Annotated in this window: 20 protein-coding genes; 7 read left to right on the top strand and 13 right to left on the bottom strand. The window is 70.8% G+C overall.

The features are described from left to right. Positions 1–126 precede the first annotated feature (126 nt). Positions 127–561 (bottom strand): DUF7144 family membrane protein, encoded by a 435-nt coding sequence (locus ACZ4TO_RS05885; protein WP_382795132.1) that lies wholly within the window; start codon positions 559–561, stop codon positions 127–129. A gap of 228 nt (positions 562–789) precedes the next feature. Between ACZ4TO_RS05885 and ACZ4TO_RS05880 the strand changes: the two genes are divergently transcribed. After that, positions 790–1,077, top strand: coding sequence for an SHOCT domain-containing protein (locus ACZ4TO_RS05880; protein ID WP_382795135.1), 288 nt, complete (start codon positions 790–792; stop codon positions 1,075–1,077). 300 nt (positions 1,078–1,377) lie between these two features. Here ACZ4TO_RS05880 and ACZ4TO_RS05875 read toward each other — a convergent pair whose 3' ends face one another. Further along, entirely contained in the window at positions 1,378–1,869 is a 492-nt protein-coding gene (locus tag ACZ4TO_RS05875; RefSeq protein ID WP_382795138.1) for an NUDIX domain-containing protein, read from the bottom strand. Positions 1,870–1,894: 25 nt separating this feature from the next. Then, the gene (locus tag ACZ4TO_RS05870) at positions 1,895–2,974 is read right to left on the bottom strand and encodes an ADP-ribosylglycohydrolase family protein (protein ID WP_382795141.1); all 1,080 of its coding nucleotides are present in this window, start codon (positions 2,972–2,974) and stop codon (positions 1,895–1,897) included. A 134-nt stretch (positions 2,975–3,108) separates the two neighbouring features. On the opposite strand from ACZ4TO_RS05870, the gene ACZ4TO_RS05865 reads away from it, so the two are divergent. Further along, positions 3,109–4,260: a glycerate kinase gene (locus tag ACZ4TO_RS05865; RefSeq protein ID WP_382795144.1), complete on the top strand. Its 1,152-nt coding sequence runs from the start codon at positions 3,109–3,111 to the stop codon at positions 4,258–4,260. A 280-nt stretch (positions 4,261–4,540) separates the two neighbouring features. Here the strand turns inward: ACZ4TO_RS05865 and ACZ4TO_RS05860 are convergent, their stop codons facing one another. After that, a complete protein-coding gene (locus ACZ4TO_RS05860) occupies positions 4,541–5,770 on the bottom strand; it encodes a PucR family transcriptional regulator (RefSeq protein WP_385049009.1) in 1,230 nt (409 codons plus the stop codon). A gap of 180 nt (positions 5,771–5,950) precedes the next feature. Here ACZ4TO_RS05860 and ACZ4TO_RS05855 point away from each other — a divergent pair, with 180 nt between their 5' ends. The 5 genes from ACZ4TO_RS05855 to ACZ4TO_RS05835 are packed head-to-tail and all read left to right on the top strand — an operon-like array spanning position 5,951 to position 10,861. Next, positions 5,951–6,757 (top strand): ABC transporter ATP-binding protein, encoded by an 807-nt coding sequence (locus ACZ4TO_RS05855; RefSeq protein ID WP_382795150.1) that lies wholly within the window; start codon positions 5,951–5,953, stop codon positions 6,755–6,757. Positions 6,758–6,764: 7 nt separating this feature from the next. Next, positions 6,765–7,589, top strand: coding sequence for an ABC transporter ATP-binding protein (locus tag ACZ4TO_RS05850; protein WP_468023524.1), 825 nt, complete (start codon positions 6,765–6,767; stop codon positions 7,587–7,589). Beyond that, a complete protein-coding gene (locus ACZ4TO_RS05845; RefSeq protein WP_468023523.1) occupies positions 7,586–8,476 on the top strand; it encodes a branched-chain amino acid ABC transporter permease in 891 nt (296 codons plus the stop codon). The genes ACZ4TO_RS05850 and ACZ4TO_RS05845 overlap by 4 nt, the downstream gene beginning before the upstream one ends. Further along, complete coding sequence (locus tag ACZ4TO_RS05840) at positions 8,469–9,602, top strand: branched-chain amino acid ABC transporter permease (protein ID WP_382795159.1); 1,134 nt, start codon at positions 8,469–8,471, stop codon at positions 9,600–9,602. Before ACZ4TO_RS05845 ends, ACZ4TO_RS05840 begins: the two co-directional genes overlap by 8 nt. After that, a complete protein-coding gene (locus tag ACZ4TO_RS05835; RefSeq protein WP_385048996.1) occupies positions 9,599–10,861 on the top strand; it encodes an ABC transporter substrate-binding protein in 1,263 nt (420 codons plus the stop codon). The genes ACZ4TO_RS05840 and ACZ4TO_RS05835 overlap by 4 nt, the downstream gene beginning before the upstream one ends. Before the next feature lie 135 nt (positions 10,862–10,996). Here ACZ4TO_RS05835 and pssA read toward each other — a convergent pair whose 3' ends face one another. The 9 genes from pssA to ACZ4TO_RS05790 form a co-directional block, all read right to left on the bottom strand. Beyond that, positions 10,997–11,815 carry a CDP-diacylglycerol--serine O-phosphatidyltransferase gene (gene pssA, locus ACZ4TO_RS05830; protein ID WP_382795415.1) on the bottom strand — a complete coding sequence of 273 codons (819 nt, stop codon included), beginning with the start codon at positions 11,813–11,815 and terminating at the stop codon, positions 10,997–10,999. A 22-nt stretch (positions 11,816–11,837) separates the two neighbouring features. Continuing rightward, positions 11,838–12,485, bottom strand: a complete 648-nt coding sequence (locus ACZ4TO_RS05825) for a phosphatidylserine decarboxylase (protein WP_328552592.1) — start codon at positions 12,483–12,485, stop codon at positions 11,838–11,840. Between the two features lie 170 nt (positions 12,486–12,655). Next, positions 12,656–13,861: an acyl-CoA dehydrogenase family protein gene (locus ACZ4TO_RS05820; RefSeq protein WP_103551079.1), complete on the bottom strand. Its 1,206-nt coding sequence runs from the start codon at positions 13,859–13,861 to the stop codon at positions 12,656–12,658. A 2-nt stretch (positions 13,862–13,863) separates the two neighbouring features. Beyond that, positions 13,864–14,391, bottom strand: a complete 528-nt coding sequence (locus tag ACZ4TO_RS05815; RefSeq protein ID WP_037621470.1) for a MaoC family dehydratase — start codon at positions 14,389–14,391, stop codon at positions 13,864–13,866. A 5-nt stretch (positions 14,392–14,396) separates the two neighbouring features. Continuing rightward, a complete protein-coding gene (locus ACZ4TO_RS05810; protein WP_326784643.1) occupies positions 14,397–15,362 on the bottom strand; it encodes an HpcH/HpaI aldolase/citrate lyase family protein in 966 nt (321 codons plus the stop codon). Beyond that, entirely contained in the window at positions 15,359–17,407 is a 2,049-nt protein-coding gene (locus tag ACZ4TO_RS05805) for a protein meaA (protein ID WP_382795168.1), read from the bottom strand. The genes ACZ4TO_RS05810 and ACZ4TO_RS05805 overlap by 4 nt, the downstream gene beginning before the upstream one ends. 8 nt (positions 17,408–17,415) lie before the next feature. Next, complete coding sequence (gene ccrA / locus ACZ4TO_RS05800; protein WP_382795171.1) at positions 17,416–18,753, bottom strand: crotonyl-CoA carboxylase/reductase; 1,338 nt, start codon at positions 18,751–18,753, stop codon at positions 17,416–17,418. A 468-nt stretch (positions 18,754–19,221) separates the two neighbouring features. Continuing rightward, entirely contained in the window at positions 19,222–20,034 is an 813-nt protein-coding gene (locus tag ACZ4TO_RS05795; protein WP_382795174.1) for a TetR family transcriptional regulator, read from the bottom strand. Positions 20,035–20,170: 136 nt separating this feature from the next. After that, positions 20,171–21,976, bottom strand: a complete 1,806-nt coding sequence (locus tag ACZ4TO_RS05790) for a 3-hydroxyacyl-CoA dehydrogenase family protein (protein WP_382795177.1) — start codon at positions 21,974–21,976, stop codon at positions 20,171–20,173. Positions 21,977–22,044 lie beyond the last annotated feature (68 nt).

Below are 22,044 nucleotides of genomic sequence, written 5' to 3'. Positions count from 1 at the left end.
AGCCCCCCCCCCCCTTCTCCCCCCCCCTCCCCCCCCCCCCCCCCCCCCCCACCCCCCCCCTCCCCCCCCCCCCCCCCTCCCCCCCCCCCCCCCCACGGCCGGGGACTTCGGGGAGGTCGCGAGCGGCTACGCGGTACGGGCGGCGTCCCGGCCGGCTCCGACGCACAGCGCCCAGATGACGAAGGCGTCGATGGCGATCAGCACGCTGGCCCACACCGGGGAGTACGGCAGCCACATGAAGTTGGCGACCATGGCCAGTCCCGCCAGGGTGATGCCGACGACGCGGGCCCACAGCATGCCGCGGAACACGGCGATGCCGGCGAGGACGACGAGGACGCCGAGGGTGAGGTGGATCCATCCCCAGCTCGTGAGGTTGAAGGTGTAGACGTAGTTGCCGGTGGTGACGAACACGTCGTCCTGCGCGATGGCGGCGATGCCCTGGAATATCGCCATCGCCCCTCCGAAGATCATCATGACTCCGGCGAAGGCGGTCCAGCCGGACACCCAGGCCCCGGAACCGCCGGCGGATTCCTGTCGGTGGTGCATACCCGTCGTAGCCATTGCGAGCTCCTCGTGCGTAGACCTCGCCACTGACCGGGCGACGGCCGGTGGCCCACATTTCAGCTTGCCACGGGAATGACGGACCGGCAGATCGTCGAAAAGCGCGCCCGGCCGGGACGAGATCGACGTGCGGGTGAATGGGTTCGGTGCTCCAATGGTTCTGCCCGGTGCGCCGAGTCGAATTCGGCGCCGGTTCCGTATGCACTCGTGCCCGGAAAGGAAACCACCGTGCCAGGTCTCCTCCGCGGGGTCGCCCGCACCGCCGTGGTGGCCGGTACGGCCACCGCCGTCTCGAACCGTGTGTCACGTCGTCAGCAGGGACGATGGGCGCAGCAGGAAGCACAGCAGCAGTACCAGTACCAGGAGCAGCAGGCTCCGCCGCCGCCTCCGCCCCCCGCGCCGGGCGACGAGATGACCAGCAAGATCGATCAGCTCAAGCAACTGGGGGACCTCAAGGCCCAGGGCGTGCTGACCGAGGCCGAGTTCGAGGCGCAGAAGGCCCGGATCCTCGGCTGACCCGTGAACGCCCGGTCGAGGCGCCCCGTCGAGGTCCCCTGACAACCCGGCGAGGAACCCCGGCTGGGACCGGCTTCGCGAACACCGGCCCCTGGCCGGTGTTCGCGGGCCCCTGCCTTCAGCGGCCCGCCGGGTGACCGTCCTCGGACCCCTGCCGTCCCGCCGCGTCGCCACGCCAGGCCGCCGCGTCGCCACGCCAGGCCGCCGCGTCGCCACGGCAGGCCGCCGCGTCGCCACCGTCAGGCCGCCTCGACGGCCGTCGCCGGCCACCTTCGCCGGCAGCCGCCTCCGCCGCCGACGTCAGCCCACCCGCCGGCCGTTCTCCAGTTCCGCCGTGCCCGAGCCCTCCGCCAGGACGTCGAGCGCCGCGAGGACCCGGCGGCCCGTCGCGCCCGACAGATGGCTCGGCACGTCCTCACGCGGCACCAGCCGCCAGGACAGCAGCTCCTCCTCCTGCAGCCGGATCGACTTGAGCTCCCGGTCGTCCAGCACCCCGCCGTCGTACAGATAGGCCACCAGCGGCGGTCGCTCCGGTCCGAGGATCCAGTCGACCGCCAGCAGCCGTCCGAGCTCCACGTCCAGCCCGATCTCCTCGGCCGTCTCGCGGCGCGCCCCCTGCCGAGGGCTCTCGCCGTCGTCCGACTCCACGGTCCCGCCCGGAAGCGTCCAGCCGTCGCGGTAGTTCGGTTCGACGAGCAGCACCCGCCCCTCTGCGTCACGGAAGAGCGCGGCGGCCCCGAGGAGGACACGGGGCAGGCCGGCGATATAGGCGGCATAGTCCGAAGTGCTCACCCCGGAAGCGTAACGAGAAGCCCGCTCAGGCCTCGACCAGCGCGACCGTGCGTGACGCGAGCTCGGTGATCCGCACCCCGTCGAAGCCGAACACCGCGCTGCGGACGGTGTCCTCCAGCGGGTCCTTCCACTGCGGCGGAATCGCCCGGGCACCGCACAGGACGCCCGCGACGGAGCCGGCGGTCGCGCCGTTCGAGTCGGTGTCGAGGCCGCCGCGGACCGTCAGCGTGATGGTGCGGGTGAAGTCGCCGTCGCCGTACAGCAGCCCGGCGGTCAGCACGGCCGCGTTCGGGACCGTGTGGATCCAGCCCATCCCCGCGGTCTCCTCGGACACGGCGGTCAGCGTGTCCTCCCAGGACATCCGCGTCTCGTGGAGCGCGAGCACCCGGCGGACGGTGCGGGACAGCCGGCTGCTCGCGGGGATCACGGTGAGCGCCGTCTCCAGCGCGCCCCGCACGGAGGGGGTGGTGAAGGCGGCGGAGATCAGCGCCGCCGCCCACATCGCGCCGTACACGCCGTTGCCGGTGTGGGACAGGACGGCGTCACGGCGGGCCAGGGAGGCCGCGCGCAGCGGCATCCCCGGTGACGTCCAGCCGTAGACGTCGGCGCGGATCAGCGCGCCGATCCACTCCTGGTACGGATTCTCGTACGTGGCCGTCACCGGCGGCTTCAGGCCCTGGGCGAGGTTGCGGTAGGCGGCGCGCTCCGCCGTGAACGTCTGGAGGTACGGAAGCCGCGTCAGCCACAGATCACCGACCTGCTCGGTGCTGAACGAGAAGCCGTACGTCTCCAGCAGGTCGAGTCCGAGGATCGCGTAGTCCACGTCGTCGTCGCGGCAACTGCCGTGGATGCGGCCGCGTACGCACTCGCGCCACTCGGGCCGCAGCTCGAACTCGCCCCACCCGCTGTCGCCGTCGCCGTCGTCGGCGGGTCCGGGGAGATAGTCGGTCAGCGGCAGGGCCGCCGTCCGCCGCAGATAGCGGTCGATCCGGTCCCGCGTCCAGTGGTCGCCCTGCTCGACCGGCTTGCCGAGCATGTTGCCCGCGATCCGGCCGAGCCAGCCCCCGAGGACGCGGTCGGCGAGGTCGGTGCCCACAGGGGTCATGGCTCAGGTCTACCCAATCGCGGGCGGTCCCGCAGGCTGGGCAGGGGCATGACGGCGAGGGGCCGCTCCGGTTATGGTCGCAGCGGCGCGACTGCCTTGACGTGTGCAAGGCCCGGAAGCAAGGGGAATGCAAGGTGGCGGACGCTGCTGTGGATCGGACCCCGCGTGTGCTCATCGCGGCGGACAAGTTCAAGGGATCACTGACGGCCGTACAGGTCGCGGAGCGGGTGACGGCCGGACTGCGCAGGGTCGCGCCGCACGTCCGGGTCGAGTCGCTGCCCGTGGCCGACGGAGGCGACGGCACCGTCGACGCCGCCGTCGCGGCCGGGTTCGAGCGCCACGAGGTGCGCGTCGCCGGACCGCTGGGCGACGAGGTGACCGCCGCGTTCGCCCTGCGCGGGCGGACCGCGGTCGTGGAGATGGCCGAGGCGAGCGGGCTCCAGCGGCTGCCCCGGGGGGTCCTCGCGCCGCTCTCGTCCTCGACGTACGGCACCGGGGAACTGCTGCGCGCAGCGCTCGACGCCGGTGTCGACACCGTCGTCTTCGGCGTGGGCGGCAGCGCGACGACGGACGGCGGCGCGGGCATGCTCTCGGCGCTCGGCGCGCGCTTCCTCGACGCGCGGGGTGAGCCGGTGGCTCCCGGCGGCGCCGCGCTGGCCGACGTGCAGAGCGCCGATCTGTCCGGCCTCGACGACCGGCTCGCCGGGGTCGACCTCGTTCTCGCCAGCGACGTGGACAACCCGCTGACCGGACCGAAGGGCGCCCCCGCCGTCTACGGTCCCCAGAAGGGCGCCGGTCCCGACGACGTGGCGGTGCTGGACATCGCCCTCGGTCACTTCGCCGGTGTCCTGGAGAAGGAGATCGGACCGAAGGCCGCCGGGTACGCGACCGCGCCCGGCGCCGGTGCCGCGGGAGGGGTCGGCTACGGGGCGCTGGTCCTCGGCGCCCGCTTCCGGCCCGGCATCGAGGTGATGCTCGACGTGCTCGGTTTCGCGCCCGCGCTGGAGCGCGCCACGCTGGTGATCACCGGTGAGGGCTCGCTGGACGAGCAGACCCTGCACGGCAAGGCGCCGGCCGGGGTCGCGGCGGCCGCCCGTGCGGCGGGCAAGGAGGTCGTCGCGGTCTGCGGCCGCCTCGCGCTCCCGCCCGAGGCGCTCGGCAGGGCCGGCATCCGGCGCGCCTACCCGCTGACGGAGGCCGAGCCCGACATCGCCCGGTGCCTCTCCGAGGCCGGACCGATCCTGGAACGGGTGGCGGAGAACATCGGCCGCGACTTCCTGCTCTGACCCGCGCACACCCGACGCCTCAGACGCTCGACGTCTCAGACGCTCGACGTCTCAGACGCTCGACGTCTCAGACGCTCGACGTCTCAGACGCTCGACGCCCCGCACGCCCGACGCCCCGCACATCCGGCGGCACGCACCCGACTCCCCGTGCACCCGATTCCCCGGCGGCCGGCGCTCCGGTTCTCGGACCCGGCCGGTGGCCCGGCAGCCCCGCGGCACGGGTGCCCCCGGGGCGTCGGTGCCCGGGGCGTCGGTGCCCGGGGCGCCGGGTGCTCCCGGCTCACCGTCCCGGGGTCGCGCCCGCGGCCGTCGTCGCGCCCGCCAGCCGGTAGGCGTCCAGGGCCAGTGTCATCTCGATCAGGTCGCGGGGGCGGGCCAGTGAGCGCGAGGTGAGCTGCTCCAGCCGGCGCAGGCGGTTGAAGACGGTGTTGCGGTGGCAGTACAGGCGTCCGGCCGCGCGCCCGGCGGAGCCCTCGCAGGCCAGCCACATGTCCAGCGTCTCGATCAGCACCGCCCGGTCCCCGGGTTCGAGCTCCAGCACCGTGCCGAACACCTCCGACACCAGCCGGCCCGCCAGCTCCGGCTGGCTCACGACGAGCGCCGTCGGCATCCGCTGATCGAGGCGTACGACACCGGTCGCGTCCGGCGGACAGGTGCGCAGCGCCAGTTCGGCCCACCGCCGGGCCCGCCCCAGTTCGCCCAGACCCGACACCACGGGACTGATGCCGCCCGGACCCGACCGCCGGCCGTCCAGCAGCCGGGCCACTCCGTCCAGGCCCTGCCCCGCGTCCAGCGCCACCACGGCGATCTCGCAGTCGGCCCGCATCCGCCAGATGAACCGCAGCCCGGCGCCCAGCACCGGCCGGACGCAGGCGTCCCGTCCGTCGTGGCGTTCCGTCCGCAGCACGACGACGGCGTACGGCCCGTGCTCGGGCAGATCGAGACCGGCCGCCGCCCTGGCCGCGAGCCCCGGGGCCTGATGACCCTCCAGCAGCGCGTCGAGCAGGGCCTGCAACTGCTCGTCCGTGCGCCGCCGCAGCTCCCGTTCCGTGGCCAGGTAGGACTCCGAGGCGGTCGCGGCCTGCGCGTCCACCGCCGACCACACCATCGTGGCGCACCGCATGAGCACCGCGAGCCGCTCGGGCTCACGGCTCGCCGCGCTCTCCATCAGCGCGTCCCACACCAGATAGCCCGCGGCACGGTAGGCGTGCACGAGGAGTTCGAGCGGCAGCCCCTGCTGGGCCCGCCTGCGCCCCGCCTCCTCGGCGTGCTCCAGATCGCGGCGCGGTGAGTCCCGCGGCGCGGAGATCGCCTTGATGCCGATGCGCATCGCGGTCTCCGCCTCCCGCCACTGCTGGTCGTACGGCAGCACCTGTCCGTAGACGGGGGAGTACTCGGTGAGCTGCCTGACGTGCTCGTCGACGAGCTCGGGCAGCCGTTCCAGCAGAGCCCCACACGACTCCGCGAGCAGCTTCCAGTCATGACCGGTCCGCGGTCTGCGCCCTCCCATGGCCGGAGGATGCCACCGCGACCCGGGGTCGCACAGGCCCCTGACACGCGGTGTTGTGCGCGTGCACAACGGGCGGGCGCCACCGGTGGGCTCCCGCCGCGTATCGGCCGCGGCCCGTGGACGGGGGTGCCCGCCGGTGCTGAGGTGAGCGCCACACCGAGCGAGGACAAGGGAGATGCCATGGGCGGTTCCGCTCTGCACGTGCGGGATCTGTCGGTCGGATACGGCCCCGTACGCGCACTGCGTCATGTGTCGTTGGAGGTGCCCGAGGCGGCCGTGGTGACGGTCCTCGGCGGCAACGGCGCGGGCAAGTCGACGCTGCTGCGGGCGGTGTGCCGAACCCTCTCCTTCCACGGGGGCGCGGTCACCGGCGGCACGGTCACGCTGGGCGGGCGCCCGCTCGACCGGCTGCCGCCGGACCGGGTGGTGGCCGCCGGGGTGTCCCAAGTGCCCGAAGGGCGGCGGGTGTTCAGCCGCATGACGGTCGCGGACAATCTGCGCGCCGGAGCCCTCGGCGGCACCGGCGGCCGCGTCGGCAGAAGCCGCGCCCTGCGACGGGTGCACGAACTCTTCCCGGTCCTCGCCGACCGCGCGGGCCAGCGGGCGGGACTGCTGTCCGGCGGTGAGCAGCAGATGCTCGCGGTCGGGCGGGCGCTCATGGGAGCCCCGAAGGTGCTGCTGCTCGACGAACCCTCCCTCGGGCTCGCCCCGTTGATGGCCGCGCGGATCGCCGACACCGTGCGGGAGATCAACGAGCAGGGCACCTCCGTCCTGCTCGTGGAACAGAACGCCGCCCTCGCCCTGCGGCTCGCCTCCACCGCCTACGTCCTGGAGGTCGGCGAGGTCACCCTGTCCGGTCCCGCCGACGAACTCGCCGCCTCGGACGAGGTGCGCCGCCGCTACCTCGGCGTGGTCGACGAGGACGCCGCCGCCGACGGCGCGGCCTCCTCCGCCGGCCTTCCGTCCCTGTCCCGCTGGAAGGGGTGAACCCACCGTGGAAGAACACGACGACACGGCGGCCGTGCCCTCCGGCATCCCGCCGCTCGTGGTCCGGGACGTGACCGTCCGCTTCGCCGGGCTGACCGCGCTCGACACGGTGGGCTTCACCGTGCGGCCGGGCACCGTGCACGCCCTCATAGGACCGAACGGCGCCGGGAAGTCCACCTGCTTCAACGTGCTGTCCGGTGTGTGCCGGCCCGCCTCCGGAAGCGTCCGTCTGGGGGAGCACGAGCTCACCGGACTGCCGCCCCACAGGATCGCCGGGCTCGGCGTGGCCCGGATCTTCCAGAACCTGGCCCTGCCCCCGCACGCCACCGTCGAGGACTGTCTGCTGCTCGGCCGGCACCGGCTGACCCGCGCCGGATTCCTCGCCGCCGGTCTGCGGCTGCCCTCGGCGGCCCGCGAGGACCGGCGCCACCGCGAACGCGTCCGCGAGATCGCCGCGTTCGTGGGCCTGGAGCGGCAGCTCGGCCGGCCCGCGGGTTCGCTCCCGTACGGACAGCAGAAGCTCGCCGAGCTCGCCCGGGCGCTGTGCATGGAACCCCGGGTCCTCCTGCTGGACGAACCCGTCGCTGGCATGACCGCCGACGAACGGCGCCGTACCGCCGCGGTCGTCGCGGGGGTCCGCGACAGCCTCGGCATCTCGATCGTGCTCGTGGAACACGACATGGGGGTGGTGATGCGGCTCGCGGACGCGGTGACCGTACTCGACTTCGGGCGCCGGATCGCCGACGGCGCCCCCGCCGACGTACAGAACGATCCGGCCGTCGTCCGCGCGTACCTGGGCGAGCACGCCGAACCGGAGGAGACCGCGTCATGAGCACCTTTGCCGAACTCCTGCTCAACGGACTGTCGTTGGGCTCCGTCTACGCGCTCATCGCGCTCGGATTCGTCGTCATCTTCCGGGCCACCGAGGTCGTCAACTTCGCGCACGCCTCCCTGCTCCTGGCGGGCGGCTACGTCACCGCGACGCTCCACGACGACATCGGTTTCTGGCCCGCCCTGCTCGCCGGGGTCGCGGGCGCCGCGGCGGTGGGCGCCGCCGTCGAGTTCCTGGTCATGCGCCGCTACCGGGGCTCCGACCAGAGCGTCCTCGCGATCGTCACCATCGGCGTCGACATCCTGCTCACCACCGAACTCACCCGCCGCATCGGCACCGACGTCCTGGCGCTCGGCGACCCCTGGGGCGACGCCGTCCTCACCGTCGGCCCCGTCTCCGTCGCCCACACCCGGATCGCGGCCTTCGTCACCGCGTCCCTGCTCATCACGGCCTTCCTGCTGGCATTCCGGTACACGTCCTGGGGCGTGGCCACGCGCGCCGCGGCCGAGAGCCCGGAGACCGCGGCCCTGATGGGCGTCCGGCTCGGCCGGGTGTCGCTGGGGGCCTGGGCGGTGGCCGGTGGCCTCGCGGCCGTCGCCGCGCTGTTCCTGACCGTCTTCCCGACACCCGGGCTGGAACGGGCCACCTCGCTCGCCGCGCTCAAGGCCTTCCCCGCGGCCATCCTCGGCGGCCTCGACTCGACGACCGGCGCGCTGGTCGGCGGACTCCTCGTCGGCGTCACCGAGTCCCTGGCCACCGGCTACCAGAGCGACCTCACCTTCCTCGGGCGCGGTCTCGGCGACCTCGCGCCCTACCTGGTGATGGTCGCGATCCTGCTCATCCGGCCCGCCGGGCTGTTCGGCACGAAGGAGCTCGCCCGTGTCTGAGGTCCTCACCCACGACGAGGCGGGCAGCGCGCCCCGCCCCGCCCGCCGCCGCACCGTCCGGCTGCCCGCGGCCCGTACCGCGGGCGGCGCCGCCGGAGCCGTCCTGCTGCTCGCCCTGCCCTTCTACGTCGACCGCTTCTGGCTGCAGGCCGGACTGTTCGCGATGGCCGCCGCGATCGGCGCCATCGGCCTGAACCTCCTGACCGGCGCGACCGGGCAGCTCTCCATGGGGCACGCGTTCTTCCTCGCGGTCGGCGCGTACGGCTACTGCGTGTTCGCCGCCGACGGGGGCGACGGGCTGACCGGGCTCGGCCTGCCCGCCTGGCTCGCCGCCGTCCTCGCCGTGGCCGTCTCCGGGATCGCCGGAGGCCTGTTCAGCCCGATCGCGGGACGGCTGCGCGGCGCCTACCTCGGCATCGCCACGCTCGCCCTGATCTTCATCGGCCAGCACGTCCTGTTCAACGCCCGGGATCTGACGGGCGGCTTCAACGGCCGCGACGTGCCGCCGCTGAGCCTCTTCGGCCTCACCTTCGACGACCGCGAGCTGGTCGTCGCGAACGTGCCCTTCGGCTCGGCCGAGAAGCTCTGGTACGTGGGGCTGCTGCTGCTCCTCGGCTGCGGACTGTTCGCCCGCGGGGTGCTGCGCGGCCGGCCCGGACGGGCGATGAACGCGATCCGCGACCACCGGATCGCGGCCGGGGTGATCGGCGTGCCCGTCGCCCGCTACCGCGCCGGGGTCTTCGTCCTGTCCTCGATGTACGCGGGCCTGGCCGGGGTGCTGCTCGCCCTGGTCTTCCAGCGCACGGTGCCCGACTACTTCGGGATCACCCTCTCGCTCGACTACCTCGCCATGATCGTCATCGGCGGGCTCGGCTCGGTGACGGGAGCGGTGGCCGGGGCCGTGTTCGTCTCGCTGCTGCCCCAGGTGCTGACCCGCTACAGCGACACCCTCCCCCTGGTCTCCGACCCGGGCACGGGCGGCATCGCGCCGGGCGAGGCGGCCCGGTACCTGTACGGCGCCGCCGTCGTGGCGGTGGTGCTCTTTCTTCCGGGCGGCCTGGTCAGGGTGGCCGCCCGGCTTCGCGTCACGCCCCGTCCCGGGGTCACTGAAGGGGAGGAACGATGAGAACGACACACACCGCGAGGCTGGCCGCGGGGGCGCTGGCCGCCCTGCTCGTGCTGGCCGGATGCAGTTCCAAGGCCAAGAGCGGAGACGACGGCGAGAAGGCCGCCGGCGGGGTGAAGACCGGCGAGGGGATCTCCGGGAAGACGATCAGCCTCGGCGTGCTCACCGACATGAGCGGTGTCTACGCCACGCTCGGCAAGAGCGTCACCCAGGCCCAGCAGCTCTATGTGAAGCAGACCAACGCCGCCGGCGGCGTCTGCGGCTACAAGCTGGCGCTGACGGTCCGCGACCACGGCTACGACCCGCAGAAGGCCGTCTCCGGCTACACGGAGCTGGCACCGAAGGTGCTGGGCTTCACCCAGTTCATCGGCTCGCCGTTCGTCGCGGCCGTCAAGCAGCGCATCGACGGCCAGGACAAGGCCCTGGTCCTGCCGCAGGCCTGGTCGGCCACCTTGCTGGGCAGCCCGTACATCCGGCCCATCGGCTCCACGTACGACATCGAGACGATCAACGCGATCGACTTCCTGATGAAGGAGAAGGGGCTGAAGAAGGGCGACAGCATCGGCCATGTGTACTTCGAGGGCGACTACGGCGAGAACGCGCTGACGGGCTCCCGGTACATGGCGAAGCAGGCGGGGCTCAAGGTCGTCGAGCAGAAGATCAAGCCGACCGACAACGACATGACCGGCCAGGTCGTCGCCCTGAAGAAGGCAGGGGTGAAGGCCGTCGTGATCAGCGCGGGCCCGCGGCAGGCGGCCTCGCTCGTCGGGGTCGCGGCGGCCGTCAAGTTCGACGTGCCGGTGATCGGCAACAACTCGGCGTTCGCCCCGCAGCTCCTGGCCACCGCGGCCGCCCCTGCCCTGGAGGCGAACTACTACGTCGCGAACCCCTCGCTGCCGATCGGCGCGGACACCCCGAAGGCCAAGAAGCTGGTCGCGGACTACCGGGCGGCCTATCCGAAGGACTCCCTGGACAACGGCGTGGTGGCGGGCTGGACGGCCGCGTCGGCGTTCGGCGAGGCGCTGAAGAAGGCCTGCGCCGCCAAGGACCTCACCCGTGAGGGTGTCGACAAGGCCCTGCTGACGATCAAGGGCTTCGACCCGGGGTTCGGCATCCCGCAGGACTTCACCGACCCGAAGGCGGCCTCGTCGAAGGAGAGCGTCATCCTGCAGCCCGACAAGAACGCCGTGGGCGGGATGAAGGTCGTCCGTGAGGCGGAGGCCTCGTCCGTGGCACAGGGGTACACACCCGGCGCCTGACCCCGGCGCACGCCCGGCGCGTGATTCCCCGCGCCCCGGCGCGCGGGGCGCGGGGCGCACGGAGCCGGAGGAGTCCGGGCAAGCGGAAGGGCCCCGAACCGAGTGGTTCGGGGCCCTTCCGTGTCGTTCAGGGTGTTACGGGAGCTGTGCGGCTCGCGCCTCACGGCGGTTGCCCCGGAAGTTGTTCACCCGGCGGGCCGTGGCGAACAGCGGGATGACCGCGCCCATGACGAGCTGCAGCGCGCAGCCGGTCTGGAGGAGGAGCTGGCCACCGGGAGCGTCGAACGCCCAGGCCGCCAGGAGCGCCATCGAGAGCACGATCCACGAGAGCATCGCCACCGCGAGGCGGCCCCGCGGCTTGGGGTACTCGACCCGGCTCACCATCAGCCAGGCGGTGCCCATGATCGCCAGGAGCGTGGCGACGAAGGGCAGCTCCAGCAGGATGATCGAGACCACCGTCAGCGCGCCGAACGGGCTCGGCATGCCCTGGAACGTGCCGTCCTTCACCGTGACGCAGGAGAATCTCGCGAGCCTCAGCACCACGGCCAGGAGCACCACGATCGCCCCGACCGCCGCCACCTTCTGGTAGGCGTCGTCCGCGACCATGCCGTAGACCAGCACGAAGTACGCCGGCGCGAGGCCGAAGCTGATCAGGTCGGACAGGTTGTCCAGCTCGGCGCCCATGGGGGAGGAGCGCAGCTTGCGGGCCACCAGGCCGTCGAACAGGTCGAAGACCGCGGCGCAGAGCATGAGGATCACGGCCGTGGCGGCGGAGTGACGGGCCATGCCCGACTCGTCGCTGCCCGTGAGGTGCGGGATCAGGATGCCGGTGGTGGTGTAGTACACCGCCATGAAGCCGCAGGTGGCGTTGCCGAGGGTGAGCGTGTCCGCTATCGACAGGCGGAGCGAGAGAGGCATCTCCTCCTCGTCGTCCACCTCATCGGCCTCCGGCACCCAGCCGGCCTGTGTCTCGGGATCAATCACGGTCAATTCGAGTCACCCCAGCCACGGTCTTCTGACCGACCTCCACGTCGACCTCGACACCCTCGGGGAGGTAGATGTCCACGCGCGAGCCGAAGCGGATCAGACCGATCCGGTCACCCTGCTCGACCTTCGTCCCCTGCGGGATGTAGGGCACGATGCGGCGGGCGACGGCGCCGGCGATCTGGATCATCTCGATGTCACCGAGCTCGGTGTCGAAGTGCCAGACGACGCGCTCGTTGTTCTCGCTCTCCTTGTTGAACGCCGGAACGAACCCACCGGGGATGTGCTCGACCGACGTCACCGTGCCGGAGAGTGGCGCGCGGTTGACGTGGACGTTGAGCGGGCTCATGAAGATCGCGACGCGGGTGCGTCCGTCCTTCCACGGCATGATGCTCTGCACCACACCGTCGGCGGGCGAGATGACACGGCCCTGCGTGATCTCGCGCTCGGGGTCGCGGAAGAACCACAGCATCCCGGCCGCGAGTGCGGTGACGGGTACGGCCACGGCCTTGGCCGCGCCGGAGCGGCGCGAACGGGCCAGGCTGAGTGCTGCGGTGGCAACGGTCGGGAGAAGCCACGGCGATGCTCCGCGCGCGAGGCGGACCCGGCCGCGAGGTGCAGAGGTTTGGCTGTGGGGCATGGATGACCTTCGTAGCGGATGATGCCGCGCTCGAACGGGGGACGGCGGCTTTCACGCGATCGTACCGGTCGCAGACCGCAACTGGGCAAGCCAAGATGCGGAGTCGACGGCTGAGGAGAGCTGACGGGGTGTGATCTTCTTCGCGAAGAAAACACCCCGAACCCGGACATCTAGCCCTGGAGTCGATACTCTTCGAGCAGTCGGCGCCCGATGATCATTTTCTGGATCTCGGCGGTACCTTCGCCGATCAGCAGCATCGGTGCCTCACGGTAGAGGCGCTCGATCTCGTACTCCTTGGAGAAGCCGTAGCCGCCGTGGATCCGGAAAGCGTCCTCAACGACCTCTTTGCAGTACTCGGAGGCGAGGTACTTCGCCATCCCTGCTTCGAGGTCGTTTCGTTCCCCGGAGTCCTTTTTGCGAGCCGCGTTCACCATCATTGCATGGGCGGCCTCGACCTTGGTAGCCATCTCGGCCAACTTGAACTGGATCGCCTGGTGCTGGGCGATCGCCTTGCCGAAAGTGTGACGTTGCTGGGCATATGAGACGCCGAGCTCAAATGCACGCTGTGCGACACCGCAGCCACGAGCCGCGACATTGACGCGGCCGACCTCGACTCCGTCCATCATTTGGTAAAACCCTCGGCCGGTGGTGCCGCCGAGCACCCGATTGGCCGGAATGCGCAGTCCGTCCATGATGAGTTCGGTGGTGTCGACCCCCTTGTAACCCATCTTGTCGATCTTCCCGGGGATGGTGAGGCCCGGACGGACCTCTCCGAAGCCCGGCTCCTTCTCCACGAGGAAGGTCGTCATCGACTTGTGGGGCGCCGTGCCCTCGGGGTGTCCTTCGTCACTTCTGACCAGAACGGCCACCAGGGTCGAGGATCCGCCGTTCGTCAGCCACATCTTCTGGCCGTTCAGGACGTACTCGTCGCCGTCCTTGACCGCCTTGGACGTGATGGCCGACACATCCGAGCCGAGCCCCGGCTCCGACATCGAGAAGGCGCCGCGCACCTCGCCGAGCGCCATACGGGGCAGGAAGTGGTCCTTCTGCTCCTGCGTCCCGTGCTGCTTGAGCATGTACGCCACGATGAAGTGGGTGTTGATGATGCCGGAGACCGACATCCAGCCGCGGGCGATCTCCTCCACGCACAGCGCGTAGGTGAGCAGCGACTCGCCCAGGCCCCCGTACTCCTCGGGGATCATCAGACCGAACAGACCCAGCTCCTTGAGTCCGTCGACGATCTGCTGGGGGTACTCGTCGCGGTGCTCCAGCTCGGTGGCGACCGGGATGATCTCCTTGTCCACGAAATCGCGGACCGTGGAGAGGATCTCCTGCTGCACATCGGTCAGACCGGCGGTCTGGGCGAGTCGCGCCATGACTACTTCTCCGTCTTCTTCTCCGCCGGGGCGGTGAGTTCGGGCCGGCCGGGCTGCTCGCCGCCGCGCTCCTTGATGTACGTCTCGGTGGGGACCATCACCTTGCGGCGGAACACGCAGACGAGCGTGCCGTCCTGCTTGTAGCCCTTGGTCTCCACGTAGACGATCCCGCGGTCCGACTTGGACCGGGAGGGCGTCTTGTCGAGGACCGTGGTCTCGCCGTAGATCGTGTCGCCGTGGAAGGTCGGCGCCACGTGCTTGAGCGACTCGATCTCCAGGTTGGCGATCGCCTTGCCCGAGACGTCCGGCACGGACATGCCCAGCAGCAGCGAGTAGATGTAGTTGCCGACGACGACGTTCTTGCCGAAATCGGTGGTTTTCTCCGCGTAGTTGCTGTCCATGTGGAGCGGGTGGTGGTTCATGGTCAGCAGACAGAAGAGGTGGTCGTCGTACTCCGTGACCGTTTTTCCGGGCCAGTGCTTGTAGACCGCCCCGACCTCGAACTCTTCGTAGGTGCGTCCGAACTGCATGGTGCTCAGGCCTCCGGGGCTTCGAACGAGGTGGTGCGCTGCATGCCGGCGGCCCGGCCCTTGCCCGAGATGACGAGCGCCATCTTGCGGCTGGCCTCGTCGATCATCTCGTCGCCGAGCATCGCGGAGCCCTTCTTGCCGCCCGCCTCGGACGTGTAGTAGTCGTACGCGTCCAGGATGAGCTCGGCGTGGTCGAAGTCCTCCTGCGAGGGGGAGAAGATCTCGTTCGAGGCCTCCACCTGACCCGGGTGCAGCACCCACTTGCCGTCGAAGCCGAGCGCGGCGGCGCGCTGGGCGACCGCGCGGTAGCCGTCGATGTTGCGGATCTGGAGGTAGGGACCGTCGATCGCCTGGAGGTTGTTGGCGCGCGCGGCCATCAGGATCTTCATCAGGATGTAGTGGTAGGCGTCCGCCGGGTAGCCGGGCGGCTGCTCACCCACGACGAGCGACTTCATGTTGATCGACGCCATGAAGTCGGCCGGGCCGAAGATGATGGTCTCCACACGCTGCGAGGCGGTGGCGATCTCGTTGACGTTGTTCAGGCCCTGGGCGTTCTCGATCTGCGCCTCGATGCCGATCTTGCCGACCTCGAAGCCCATCGTCTTCTCGATCTGCGTCAGCAGGAGGTCGAGCGCGACGACCTGCTGAGCCGTCTGGACCTTCGGCAGCATGATGCAGTCGAGGTTCTGCCCCGCGCCCTCGACGACCGTGACGACGTCGCGGTACGTCCACTCGGTCGTCCAGTCGTTGACGCGCACGACCCGCGTCTTGCCGGTCCAGTCACCCTCGTTGAGGAACTTGACGATGGTGTGCCGGGCGTCGGGCTTGGCCAGCGGCGCGCACGCGTCCTCCAGGTCCAGGAACACCTGGTCCGCGGGCAGCCCCTGGGCCTTCTCCAGGAAGCGCGGGTTGCTGCCCGGCACGGCGAGGCAGGAGCGCCTGGGACGCAGACGGTTCACGGGCGTGGTCATGCGGGGACCTCCAGGGGGTCGAGCTTGTTCGCTTTCCGGATCTCGTCGACGATACGGCCGATGATTCCGGTGATGTCGAAGTCCTTCGGTGTGAAGACCGCGGCCACTCCCGCGGCCCTGAGCTGTTCGGCGTCGGCGTTCGGGATGATCCCGCCCGCGATCACCGGAATGTCGGCCGCACCGGCCGCGCGCAGCTTCTCCAGGACGTCCGGCACGAGCTGGGCGTGCGAGCCGGACAGGATGGACAGGCCCACGGCGTGCACGTCCTCGGCCACGGCCGCGTCCACGATCTGCTCGGGGGTGAGCCGGATGCCCTGGTAGACCACCTCGAAGCCGGCGTCACGCGCCCGCACGGCGATCTGCTCGGCGCCGTTGGAGTGTCCGTCCAGGCCCGGCTTGCCCACCAGGAAGCGCAGGTTGCCGGCGCCGAGGTCCTTGGCGGTCAGCTCCACCTTGCGGCGCACCAGCGCCAGCGCGGTGCCCTCCTCGGCGGTCACCGCGACGGGCGCGGACGAGACACCGGTCGGGGCGCGGAACTCGCCGAACACCTCGCGCAGGGCCCCGGCCCACTCGCCGGTGGTGACACCGGCGCGGGCGCACTCCAGGGTGGCCTCCATGAGGTTGGCGGTGCCCTTCGCGGCCTCCTTCAGCCGCTCCAGCGCCTTGCACGGGCGCGGGTGGTTGAAGGGCGGCTGGTAGCGCGTGTCGCGCCAGGTCCCGAGCGCGGAGATCACCCGGGCCTCGACCGCCGGGTCGACCGTCATGATCGCCGCGTCCAGGTCGGCCGTGAGCGGGTTCGGCTCGGTCGACTGGAAGACGTTGACGCCGACGATCTTGTCGGTGCCGCCCTCGATCCGGCCCCGGCGCTCGGCGTGCGAGGAGACGAGCTGGGACTTGAGGTAGCCGGACTCGACGGCGGCCATCGCGCCGCCCATCTCCTCGATCCGCGCGATCTCGGCCAGCGACTCCTCGACGAGGGCGGTCACCTTGGCCTCGATGACGTGCGAGCCCTCGAAGATGTCCTCGTACTCCAGCAGGTCGCTCTCGTGCGCCAGGACCTGCTGGATGCGCAGCGACCACTGCTGGTCCCACGGGCGGGGCAGGCCCAGCGCCTCGTTCCAGGCGGGCAGTTGGACGGCACGCGCGCGGGCGTCCTTGGACAGGGTGACGGCCAGCATCTCCAGCACGATGCGCTGGACGTTGTTCTCCGGCTGCGCCTCGGTCAGACCGAGGGAGTTGACCTGGACGCCGTACCGGAAGCGCCGCTGCTTGGGGTTCTCGATGCCGTACCGCTCACGCGTGATCTTGTCCCAGATCCGCCCGAACGCCCGCATCTTGCACATCTCCTCGATGAAGCGGACACCCGCGTTCACGAAGAAGGAGATGCGGGCCACGACATCGCCCTTGCGGTCCTCGGCGATCTGCCCGGACGCGAACACCGCGTCCAGGACGGCGATCGCGGTGGACATCGCGTACGCGATCTCCTGGACCGGCGTGGCGCCCGCTTCCTGCAGGTGGTAGCTGCAGATGTTGATCGGGTTCCACTTGGGGATGTGGTTGACCGTGTACGTGATCATGTCCGTCGTCAGACGGAGCGAGGGCACCGGCGGGAAGACGTGCGTCCCCCGCGAGAGGTACTCCTTCACGATGTCGTTCTGGGTCGTGCCCTGGAGCTGCGTGATGTCCGCGCCCTGCTCCTCGGCGACGACCTGATAGAGCGCCAGCAGCCACATGGCGGTGGCGTTGATGGTCATCGAGGTGTTCATCTGCTCCAGGGGGATGTCCTGGAACAGCCGGCGCATGTCACCGAGGTGCGAGACGGGGACACCGACCCGGCCGACCTCGCCGCGGGCGAGGATGTGGTCGGGGTCGTAGCCGGTCTGCGTCGGCAGGTCGAAGGCCACGGAGAGCCCTGTCTGCCCCTTGGCGAGGTTGCGCCGGTACAACTCGTTGGACGCCTCGGCCGTGGAGTGGCCGGCGTACGTGCGCATGAGCCACGGCCGGTCCTTCACCCTCTGCCCGTCGGCTGTCTGACGCTCTGTCATGGTGGACCTCAGACGTTCCGGAAGCGGTTGATGGCGTCGATGTGCTGGGCGCGCTTCTCGTGGTCGCGGACCCCCAGGCCCTCCTCGGGCGCCAGCGCGAGGACGCCGACCTTGCCCTGGTGGAGGTTGCGGTGCACGTCGTAGGCGGCCTGCCCGGTCTCGTCCAGGGAGTAGACCTTGGAGAGCGTCGGGTGGATCTTGCCCTTGGCGACGAGCCGGTTGGCCTCCCAGGCCTCGCGGTAGTTCGCGAAGTGCGAGCCGATGATCCGCTTCAGCGACATCCACAGGTAGCGGTTGTCGTACTCGTGCATGTAGCCCGAGGTCGAGGCGCAGGTGGTGATGGTGCCGCCCTTGCGGGTGACGTAGACCGAGGCGCCGAAGGTCTCGCGGCCGGGGTGCTCGAAGACGATGTCGATGTCCTCGCCGCCGGTGAACTCGCGGATGCGCTTGCCGAAGCGCTTCCACTCCTTCGGGTCCTGGGTGCTCTCGTCCTTCCAGAACTTGTAGCCCTCGGCGCTGCGGTCGATGATCGCCTCGGCGCCCATCGAGCGGCAGATGTCCGCCTTCTGCTCGCTGGAGACGACACAGATCGGGTTGGCGCCACCGGCGAGCGCGAACTGCGTGGCGTACGAGCCCAGTCCGCCGCTCGCGCCCCAGATGAGCACGTTGTCGCCCTGCTTCATGCCGGCGCCGTTGCGGGAGACGAGCTGCCGGTAGGCGGTGGAGTTCACCAGTCCGGGCGCCGCGGCCTCCTCCCAGCTCAGGTGGTCCGGCTTCGGCATGAGCTGGTTGGACTTGACGAGCGCGATCTCGGCGAGGCCGCCGAAGTTGGTCTCGAAGCCCCAGATGCGCTGCTCGGGGTCGAGCATCGTGTCGTTGTGGCCGTCCGAGGACTCCAGCTCGACCGACAGGCAGTGCGCGACGACCTCGTCACCGGGCTTCCAGGAGTTGACTCCCGGGCCGGTGCGCAGGACGACGCCCGCGAGGTCCGAACCGATGATGTGGTACGGCAGGTCGTGGCGCTTGCTGAGGTCGCTGAGCCGCCCGTAGCGCTCCAGGAAGCTGAAGGTCGACACCGGCTCGAAGATCGACGTCCAGACCGAGTTGTAGTTCACGGAGGACGCCATCACGGCGACCAGGGCCTCGCCCGGGCCGAGTTCCGGCACCGGCACGTCGTCCAGGTGGATCGACTTGCGGGGGTCCTTGTCGCGGCTGCTGAGGCCGGCGAACATCTCCGTCTCGTCCTTGTGCACGGTGATCGCGCGGTAGGAGTCGGGGAGCGGAAGAGCGGCGAAGTCGGCGGACGTGGCCGTCTGCGACTGAATCGCGTCCAGGATTTCCTTCACGGTGTTGCCTCCGGCGAGATGGGGTCTCCCCTGGTCGAGCGAAGTCGAGAGCTTGGGGATGTTCCGAGGGAGAACGCTGAGGGGTACGTCGGTGCTGCTGCTGAGGGGTGTGCCGTCGGTCCGGCGGAGGTGGTGCTGTGGCAGCGCTGTGGTTGGCGCAGGAGGTTGCCTGTGACGCAGGCGTCCGGGCGCGCAGGCCATGGGGCTTGCGGGGACAGCCGGCGTACGAATGGTCTCTGCACGCCGGCCGCCCGGACACATTCAACGTATGGCACGCCGTGTCACCTGACAAGGCACGGAGTGCCAGAAGTTGCGCTCAGGTGAAATCTTTACGTAACACGTGAGCGATGATCGATCAGATCGGGCCGCAAAACACTCAAACCAGGGCACAAAAAACGCCGGACGCGCTCGAAGTGAGCGTGTCCGGCGCGTGGTCGGAGAAAGGGGCCGCCCTGGGGCGGCGGGTCGCTACGACCGTTCCTTGAGGGCCTGCTCGATGGTGCGCATCACCTGGTCCAGCGGGGCGTCGACACGGGCGACGGTCACCAGGACGTCCCCCTCGGTGAAGGACGACGCCGGTGCCGGTCGCGGCGCGGTCTCCCGTCCCGCGCCGATCCCGGTGCCGAAGGTCTTGCGGACGATGGCGAAGGCGTGGTCGAGCTGGGACTCCACGTCGCCCTGCCCGCCGGCCCGCAGCCACCGCCGCAGGACGTGGTTGTGGGCCGTGACCACGGCCGACGCGGCGACCTCCGCGAGCAGCGGATCGTCGTTGGCGTCGTCGTCGTGCGCGTGCTCGTCGAAGTGGCCGAGGAGATAGCGGGTGAAGAGCCGCTCGTAGCGGGCCACCGAGGCGATCTCGGCCTCGCGGAGCGTCGGCACCTCGCGCGTCAGCTTGTAGCGGGAGACGGAGATCTCCGGCTGGGCCGCGTACATCTTCATGACTTCCTTGATGCCGCGGCACACGGTGTCGAGCGGATGCTCGTGCGCGGGGGCCGCGTTGAGCACCGCCTCGGCCCGGATCAGGGTGTCGTCGTGGTCGGGGAAGATCGCCTCTTCCTTGGAGCGGAAGTGGCGGAAGAACGTCCGGCGGGCCACTCCGGCCTGGGCCGCGATCTCGTCGACGGTGGTCGCCTCGTACCCCTTGGCGGCGAACAGCTCCATGGCCGCGGCCGCCAGTTCCCGGCGCATCTTGAGGCGTTGGGCCGCCGCGCGACTGCCCGCGGCGCTCTCCGGCGCGTCGGGCGTGGCTGGTGTACGTGAGGACCTGGCGGGCTGGGACATGCCCCGAACGTACTGCATGTGCGCAGGAGAGCGCTCATGACCGGGGATCCCCCCGCCCGGGAAGGGCGGGGGGTGTCCGGCGTGGCCCAGCAGTCCGCCCCAGTCGGCGTCGTCCGCGAACCGGTCGCCCGGAACCTCAGCGGCGGGCATATTCGCGGAAGCCGCGGCCCGTCTTGCGGCCGAGGCAGCCCGCGGCCACCAGGTGCTCCAGAAGCGGGGCGGGGGCCAGCCCCGGGTCCCGGAACTCGCGGTGCAGGACCTTCTCGATGGCCAGCGAGACATCGAGCCCGACCACGTCGAGCAGTTCGAACGGCCCCATCGGGTAGCCGCCGCCCAGCTTCATCGCCGCGTCGATGTCGTCCAGCGTGGCGTAGTGCTCCTGCACCATCTTGATCGCGTTGTTCAGGTACGGGAAGAGCAGCGCGTTCACGATGAAGCCGGCCCGGTCGCCGCAGTCCACCGGGTGCTTGCGGATCTTCGCGCAGACCTCGCGCACGGTGGCGTGCACGTCGTCCGCGGTCAGCACGGTCCGCACGACCTCGACGAGCTTCATCGCCGGGGCCGGGTTGAAGAAGTGCATGCCGATGACGTCCTGCGGGCGCGAGGTGGCGCGGGCGCAGGCGACGACGGGCAGCGAGGAGGTGGTGGTGGCGAGGATCGCGCCGGGCTTGCAGACCTTGTCGAACGTGCCGAAGAGCTGCTGCTTGATCTCCAGGTCCTCGGCGACCGCCTCCAGGGCCAGGTCCACGTCGGCGAAGTCGTCGTAGCTGCCGGTCGGCGTGATCAGCTCCAGGGTCTTCGCCGCCGCCTCGGCCGTCATGCGGCCCTTGTCGACGGAACGGGAGAGCGACTTGCCGATGCGGGCCTTGGCGGTCTGCGCCTTCTCCTCCGTACGGGCGGCGAGGACGACCTCGTACCCGGCCTTGGCGAAGACCTCGGCGATGCCGGAGGCCATCGTGCCGGAGCCGGCGACACCCACCGAGCGGATCGTGCGGCCCTCCGCCAGGACGGAGCCCTCCAGCGGCGTCAGCGCGTCCCGCACGACGGCGTCGCTGCCCGGGGCCTCGTACGAGTAGAAGCCGCGGCCGGACTTGCGCCCGGTCAGGCCCGCCTCGCTGAGCTGCTTGAGGATGGGCGCGGGGGCGTGCAGCCGGTCGCGCGACTCGGAGTACATCGCCTCCAGGACGGTCCGCGCGGTGTCCACGCCGATCAGGTCGAGCAGCGCGAGCGGGCCCATGGGCAGTCCGCAGCCGAGCTTCATCGCCGCGTCGATGTCCTCGCGGGAGGCGTACTTCGCCTCGTACATCGCGGCGGCCTGGTTGAGGTAGCCGAAGAGCAGTCCGTCGGCGACGAAACCGGGGCGGTCGCCCACCGCGACCGGCTCCTTGCCGAGCTCCAGGGCCAGATCGGTCACCGCGGCCACGGCGGTCGGCGCGGTGAGCACCGAGGAGACGACCTCGACGAGCTTCATCGCGGGCGCCGGGTTGAAGAAGTGCAGACCGAGCACGCGCTCGGGGTGCGCCGAGTCGGCGGCGAGACGGGTCACGGACAGGGCGTTGGTGCCCGTCGCGAGGATCGCCTCACGGCGCACGATGCCGTCGAGCGCCCGGAAGACCTGCTGCTTGATGTCGTACGACTCCGGGGTCACCTCGATGACGAGGTCGGCGTCGGCCGCGGCCGCGAGGTCGGTGAAGGTGCGGAAGCGGGCGAGGGCGTCCGTGCGCTCCGCGTCGCTCAGGTGCTCGCGGCGCACGGCGCGGGCGGTGGAGGCTTCGAGGGTGGCCACGGCCTGTGCTGCGGCGGCTTCGCTGATGTCGATGCCGATCACGTCACGGCCGGCCCGGACCAGGACCTCGGCGATGCCGGTTCCCATGGTGCCGAGGCCGACGACGGCGACGGTCTTGAGCGGGGACAGAGGGGTGTCGGACAGGGGAGTGGCCATCGCGGGACTCCTGGGAGAGGTGACGACTGAGGAGCGCACGCGGGTACGCCGACAGGCGCACACCGTGC

The sequence above is a fragment of the Streptomyces sp. NPDC028298 genome (assembly GCF_055565895.1).
This window is presented reverse-complemented; position numbering and strand designations above follow the sequence as displayed.